The sequence below is a fragment of the Mycobacterium sp. genome (assembly GCF_044370595.1).
In the GTDB taxonomy this organism is placed as follows: Bacteria; Actinomycetota; Actinomycetes; order Mycobacteriales; family Mycobacteriaceae; genus Mycobacterium.
The window spans coordinates 1-5,860 of sequence record NZ_JBILVF010000188.1; the positions used below are offsets into that span (position 1 = coordinate 1).

General features: G+C 66.3%; 6 protein-coding genes. 1 reads left to right on the forward strand and 5 read right to left on the reverse strand.

The features are described 5' to 3' along the window. Nucleotides 1–265: 265 nt before the first annotated feature. Genes wzm through ADBZ5N_RS16960 form a run of 4 tightly spaced genes read right to left on the reverse strand, consistent with a single transcriptional unit; the run spans nt 266 to nt 3,387 of the window. The gene (wzm, locus tag ADBZ5N_RS16945) at nt 266–1,096 is read right to left on the reverse strand and encodes a galactan export ABC transporter permease subunit Wzm/RfbD (protein ID WP_526259430.1); all 831 of its coding nucleotides are present in this window, start codon (nt 1,094–1,096) and stop codon (nt 266–268) included. Continuing rightward, the gene (glfT1, locus tag ADBZ5N_RS16950) at nt 1,093–2,001 is read right to left on the reverse strand and encodes a galactofuranosyltransferase GlfT1 (RefSeq protein WP_526259440.1); all 909 of its coding nucleotides are present in this window, start codon (nt 1,999–2,001) and stop codon (nt 1,093–1,095) included. Before glfT1 ends, wzm begins: the two co-directional genes overlap by 4 nt. A gap of 17 nt (nt 2,002–2,018) precedes the next feature. Further along, nucleotides 2,019–2,828: a galactan export ABC transporter ATP-binding subunit Wzt/RfbE gene (wzt, locus tag ADBZ5N_RS16955; protein ID WP_526259432.1), complete on the reverse strand. Its 810-nt coding sequence runs from the start codon at nt 2,826–2,828 to the stop codon at nt 2,019–2,021. A 16-nt stretch (nt 2,829–2,844) separates the two neighbouring features. Continuing rightward, the gene (locus ADBZ5N_RS16960; RefSeq protein ID WP_526259434.1) at nt 2,845–3,387 is read right to left on the reverse strand and encodes a proteasome activator; all 543 of its coding nucleotides are present in this window, start codon (nt 3,385–3,387) and stop codon (nt 2,845–2,847) included. Nucleotides 3,388–3,673: 286 nt separating this feature from the next. Between ADBZ5N_RS16960 and ADBZ5N_RS16965 the strand changes: the two genes are divergently transcribed. Next, nucleotides 3,674–4,870, forward strand: coding sequence for a cysteine desulfurase-like protein (locus ADBZ5N_RS16965; protein ID WP_526259436.1), 1,197 nt, complete (start codon nt 3,674–3,676; stop codon nt 4,868–4,870). Between the two features lie 18 nt (nt 4,871–4,888). Here the strand turns inward: ADBZ5N_RS16965 and ADBZ5N_RS16970 are convergent, their stop codons facing one another. Then, the gene (locus ADBZ5N_RS16970) at nt 4,889–5,860 is read right to left on the reverse strand and encodes an NAD(P)H-quinone oxidoreductase (protein WP_526259438.1); all 972 of its coding nucleotides are present in this window, start codon (nt 5,858–5,860) and stop codon (nt 4,889–4,891) included.

The following is a 5,860-nucleotide window of genomic DNA, read 5'->3' on the forward strand; positions in this document are numbered from 1 at the left end:
GCGGGCTGTGTGAGACATCGTTGTCCTTCCCCTCAAGGTTCGTGCCGATTTGGCTGAGAAGGAAATTAAGGCCTTCAGAGAGACTTCGCAGCAAAACACTGATATTTGTCACAGGTATCGGGATTCAGTAATCCGGGACCGCTTGCCTGAGCCGGGTTCCCCGGACGGAGGAAGCCATCTACGCCCCGCGACGGAGAACGCCCCGCGCTCGTGGAAGGTGGATGCGTGGATGCTCCGGGCCCTCCGGGTGGTCCGCAATCACGGGCTACACCCAGTACGGCACCCGGGCCCGGTACTGCCGCAGCGCCAATGCCGCCGCACACCACCCCACGATGGTCAAGCCGATCACGACGAACCAGTGCCGCGGCTCCTGCGGGGCCCCCAGCAACGGCGCGCGCAGGATGTCCAGATAGTGCAGCAACGGGTTGAGTTCGATGATCCGCCACCAATTGCCCGCCCCCTGCCGTTCCAGCATGTCGGCGTTCCAGATGATCGGGGTCACGAAGAACAGCAATTGAACCAGCGAGGTCAGCAGTGGGGCGATGTCGCGGTAGCGGGTGGCCAGGATCCCGAAGCAGAACGCCACCCACACGCAGTTGAGCATGATCAGCACCAGCGCCGGCAGGACGGTGAGGTCGGCCCACGACCACGGTTTGGGGTAGATCATCGCGATGATCACGAAGATGACGATGTTGTGGGCGAACAGGATCATCTGCCGCCACACCAGCCGATACACGTGCACGCTCAAAGGCGTCGGAAGTTGTTTGATCAGACCCTCATTGGCGATGAACACCTCCGATCCATCCAGGATCGCGGCGTTGATCATGTTCCAGATGATCAGACCGACCGTCACGTATGGCAGGTGCTCGGAAATCTCCAGATTGAACAGCTTGGAGTACAACAGACCCATCGCGAGCGCGGTGGTTCCGGTGGCGATGGTGATCCAGAACGGGCCCAGCACCGACCGGCGGTACTTCTGCTTGATGTCCTGCCAACCCAGGTGCAGCCACAGTTCGCGTTTGGAGAAACCGTCGATCAGGTCACCCCAGGCGCGGGCGAACGTCTTGGACTGGTTGGCCGCCTCGATGATGGTCACGGTCGGCTGAATCTCTCTCGTCGGCCCATGCGGCGCAACCGGATCCATTCCCGGAGGCCAGCCGGGTCGCGCCGGGTCACCAGGAAGTACCACCCGAACCGCACCCACTCCTGGGGCAGCAATCGCCGAAGCCCGGGCTGGGACAACACATAGCCGCGGTTGCGGTAGGTGAAGAACCGCTTCACCGGGTCGTCGGGGTACTGGGTGTGCATCCGCCCGCCCAGTATCGGCTTGAACTCGTCGCTGCCGTAGGGGTGCAGGTACACGGTGTCCAGGCAGGTGCCGAACGGAAGACCGCTGCGCACCAGGCGGCGGTGTACGTCGTATTCATCGCCGCGCACGAACAGCCGGATGTCCGGCACGCCAACCGCCTCAATGGTTTCCGCGCGGAACAACGCACCGTTGAACAGCGAGGCATACCCGGGCAGCAGATCGCTGTCGGGGGAGTCTTTGGTACGCAACTCGTCGACCCGGCGGCGCCACACCAGCCCCCGGCGCAGTGGGAAAGCCAACTCCTCGGGCCGATCCAGGGCGCACACCATGGGCGACACCTCGGCCAGATTGTGTTCGTCCGCGCAGGCCAGCAGGGTGCCTAGCACCTCGGCGTCGCGCGGCCGGCCGTCGTCGTCGGCCAGCCACACCCAGTCCGCACCCAACGCCAGGGCGTGCAGCATGCCGAGCGCGAATCCACCCGCACCGCCTAGGTTTCGACGCGATCCAATGTAGGTGGTGGGCAACGGTTGTGCGGCGACGAGGTTGCGGACCCTGTCGTCCCCGCCACCGAGCCCACAGTCGTTGTCGACGACGATGAGATGGTCGATCATCCGACTCTGACCGGTCACCACCTTCAGGGAGGTCGCCAATTCGTCGGGTCTGCGGTGGGTAACGACGACTGCGCACACCATCGGAGACGCGGCTGCGGTCACGTCGACGACCAATCCCCGGCGTGCTCGCGCAGTACGTCCCGGACGTGCCGTGCGGCGTCCTCACCCTCATAGGCTCGCACCACCTCCTCGATGCCGCCCTGAAGTCGGACGGTGCCGTGGTCGATCCACATCGCGGTCTTGCACAGCCGGGCCAGGAATTCGTTGGAATGGCTTGCGAAGACGAGGATTCCGGACCGTTCCACCAGCGCTTGCAGCCGGGTCTGGGCCTTCTTGAGGAATTCGGCGTCCACCGCACCGATGCCCTCGTCGAGCAGCAGGATCTCCGGGTCGATGCTGGTGACCACACCCATGGCCAGTCGCACCCGCATGCCGGTGGAGTAGGTTCGCAGCGGCATCGACAGGTACTCGCCGAGTTCGGTGAATTCGGCTATCTCATCGACCTTGGCCTGCATCTGCTTGCGGGTCTGCCCCAGGAACAGCCCGCGGATGATGATGTTCTCGTAGCCGGTGATCTCCGGGTCCATTCCGACGCCGAGATCGAAAACAGGTGCGACACGGCCCTTGACGACGGTGCGCCCGCGGGTCGGTTCGTAGATGCCGGACAACAGACGCAACAGCGTCGACTTCCCGGCGCCGTTGTGGCCGACAAGGCCCACCCGATCGCCGATCTTCAGCGTCATGGTGATGTCGCGCAACGCCTCGATGACCACGACGTTGTCGGGGTTCCGGCCGATCGCCCCGCCCGCCTTGCCGAGGAACGTCTTCTTCAGCGAACGGGTCTTGGCGTCGAAGATCGGGAACTCGACCCAGGCGTTGCGGGTTTCGATGCAGGGATCGCAGGACATGGAGGAAGTCGAGGGCCTAGAGGTACTGCCCGGTCCCGTGCCCGGTGTTCCCCCCGGCGTTGCTGCCCGGCGGAGCCATGCCGGGCGGCAGTGCCCCCTGACGCATATGCTCCAACTGCGCCCGAGCCGCCATCTGCTGGGCGAATAGCGCCGTTTGGATGCCGTGGAACAGGCCCTCCAGCCAGCCGACCAGTTGCGCCTGGGCGATCCGGAGTTCGGCGTCCGAAGGCACCGAATCCTCAGAGAACGGCAACGCCAACCGGTGGAGTTCCTCCCGCAGTTCCGGCGCCAGTCCGTCCTCGAGTTCGCGGATGCTGGTGGCGTGGACTTCGCGCAGTCGGGTGCGGCTGGCGTCGTCCAAGGGGGCGGCCTTTACCTCCTCGAGCAACTGCTTGATCATCGTCCCGATCCGCATCACCTTGGCGGGCTGCTCAACCAGGTCGGTGACCGAGCGCTGCTCATCGCCGTCCTGGGCCTCGCCGGACTGCCCGGTGATGATCTCGATGTTGTCGTCGTCGCTGATGTTCTCTGTCATGCCTGTGCGCGTTCCCGTTCCCATCCTTGAGCGGCACCCGGCGACCCGGTCGATGTGGGCGCCGACAACTTGTGTAGTGACACTAGCCCGTCGCGCCTGCTCACTGGACGCCCAACCGGCGGACCGCATGAACTCCGGCAACCGCTACCGCTGTGGCGCCCCTGTTTGAACGGGAGGTGGCGCGCCCAGCAACGTGAGCTCTGACTGGAAGTGCACTGCCCTAGTATGGTGGCGCGGTCCGGATCGCCCCAGCATGCTGGCAGTGGTTGGTCCGGATCAGGCGGCTCAGTGACGGTTCGAAGGGGGCGCAGTGGGTTACGACGTCGCCCGCGTGCGGGGGTTGCACCCCGACCTCGGCGACGGCTGGACGCGGTTTGACGCTCAAGCCGGAATGGTGGTCCCCGAGACCGTCGCCAGCACCGTCTCGACCGCCTTCCGCGGCGCGGCGGCCAACGCCGCGAGCCCCCACCCGGCCGCCCAGCGCAGCGTTACCCTGCTCGACGCCGCTCGGCGCGCGGTGGCCGACCTCCTCAACGCCGACCCTGCCGGTGTCGTCCTGGGCGCCGACCGGGCGGTGCTGCTGGCCTTACTGGCCGACGCCTCATCCACCCGGGCTGGCCTGGGCAATGAACTGGTGGTGAGCCGACTCGACGACGAAGCCAATATTGCGCCCTGGCTGCGGGCCGCCGACCGGTTTGGAGCCAAGGTCAAGTGGGCCGAGGTGGACATCGAAACCGGTGAGCTTCCGCTGTGGCAGTGGGATGACTTGCTGACCGGGGACACCCGCCTCGTGGCGATCCCGTCTGCGTCCTCGACGCTGGGCACCGTCGTCGATGTCGGCGCCGTCGCGAAGATGGTGCACAACAACGGCGGTCTAGTGGTGGTCGACCATTCCACCGCCGCGCCGTACCGGCTGTTGGACATCGCCGAAGTCGAGGCCGACGTGGTGGCGGTCAACGCGGCGGCCTGGGGCGGCCCTCCGATCGGGGCGCTGGTGTTCCGCACTCCCGGTCTGATCGACACCTTCGGGTCGGTGTCAGGTGACCCCCATGCCAGCGGCGCGGCCCGCCTGGAGTTGGGCCTGCACCAGTACGGCCTGCTGGCGGGTGTCGTCGCCAGCGTGGATTACCTGGCCGGCCTCGACGAGGATGCGCAGGGCAGCAGACGCGAGAGACTTTCGCAGTCAATGCAATCTGCGCAAATCTATCTTGACGGCCTATTCGACTACCTACTGAGCGCGGTCGCTTCGCTGCCACTGGTGACGGTCATCGGCGGTCCGCCGGAGCGGCTACCCATGGTGAGTATCGCGGTGAACGGGGTGCCGGCCGAGCATGTGGTGCAGCGACTGGCGGACAACGGGATCCTGGCCGTCGCCAACCCCACGTCGCGGGTACTCGAGATACTCGGCGTCGAGGAAGTCGGTGGCGCACTGACGTTGGGTCTTGCCCACTACACGACCATGGCCGAGGTGGACCACCTGGTCCGGACGTTGGCGTCGTTGGGCTAGGACTCGACTAGGACCCGACTAGGACCCGACGGTCAGCAGCACCTTTCCGAACGTTTCCCCGGCCGCGAGCGCGCGGTGTGCTTCGGCGGCCTGTTCGATGGGAAAGCGTGAACCGATCACCGGTCGTACCGTGCCGGCGGCGATCATCGGCCACACCGAAGCGACCACCGCCGCAACGATTTCGGCCTTGCCGTGCGGGCCATCGACCGGGCGGGCGCGCAGTGCGGTGCCCAGCACGGCGAGGCGTTTGCCGATCAGGGCCGCGATGTTCAGTTCGGCCTTCGCCCCGCCTTGCATGCCGATGATGACCAAGCGCCCATCGACGGCCAGAGTGGCGAGGTTGCGATCCAGGTAGGAGGCCCCCATCAGGTCCAGGATGACATCGACGCCGCGGCCGTCGGTCGCGGCACGCACCCGATCGACGAAGTCCTCGTCGCGGTAAGAGATCGCGACCTCGGCGCCCAGATCCCGGCACAACTGCAACTTGGCCGGCGACCCGGCCGTGACCGCGACGCGGGCCCCCCACGCCGTGGCGATCTGGATGGCGTGGGTGCCGATCCCACTGGCACCGCCGTGCACCAGGAGAAACTCCCCGGACCGCAGTTGTGCCGCCATCATCAGGTTGGACCACACCGTGCAGGCTGCCTCGGGCAGCCCAGCCGCATCCTCCACGGCCACCCCAGGCGGCACGGGCATCACCTGCTGCTCAGGAACCGTGACCCTCTCGGCATAGCCGCCGCCGGCCAGTAAAGCGCAAACCTCCTGCCCGACGCAGAGATTCGATACACCCGGACCGACTGCCGCGACAACCCCGGAAACCTCCAGGCCGAGAATCTCACTGGCCCCCGGTGGGGGTGGGTACTTGCCGGCGGCCTGCAACAGGTCGGCGCGGTTGACCCCGGCCGCGCGGACCTCGATCACCACCTCACCCCTGGCGGCCGACACCGCAGGCACCTCATGCCAGAGCAAACGGTCGGCTTCGGTCACGAT